Below are 265 nucleotides of genomic sequence, written 5' to 3' on the forward strand. Positions count from 1 at the left end.
GGGCGCTCCTTGGCGATGATCTTCTCGACGAACTCGGGCGTGATCGGCTCGACGTAGGTGGCGTCGGCGATCTCCGGGTCCGTCATGATCGTCGCCGGGTTGGAGTTCACCAGGATCACGCGCAGGCCCTCGGCCTTGAGCACGCGGCACGCCTGGGTGCCGGAGTAGTCGAACTCGGCGGCCTGGCCGATGACGATCGGGCCGGAGCCGATGACCAGGACGGACTGGATATCGGTGCGCTTAGGCACGCTGGCCCTCCATCAGG

At 67.2% G+C, this 265-nt stretch carries 1 protein-coding gene; it reads right to left on the minus strand.

Features of this window, described 5'->3' with window-relative positions:
- The coding region (locus tag IO33_RS45480; protein WP_037687649.1) for a carbamoyl phosphate synthase preATP-grasp domain-containing protein at positions 1 to 248 on the minus strand (248 nt) is incomplete at its 3' end.
- Between the last annotated feature and the right edge of the window lie 17 nt (positions 249 to 265).

The sequence above is a fragment of the Streptomyces durhamensis genome, assembly GCF_000725475.1.
GTDB classification, from domain to species: Bacteria; Actinomycetota; Actinomycetes; order Streptomycetales; family Streptomycetaceae; genus Streptomyces; species Streptomyces filipinensis.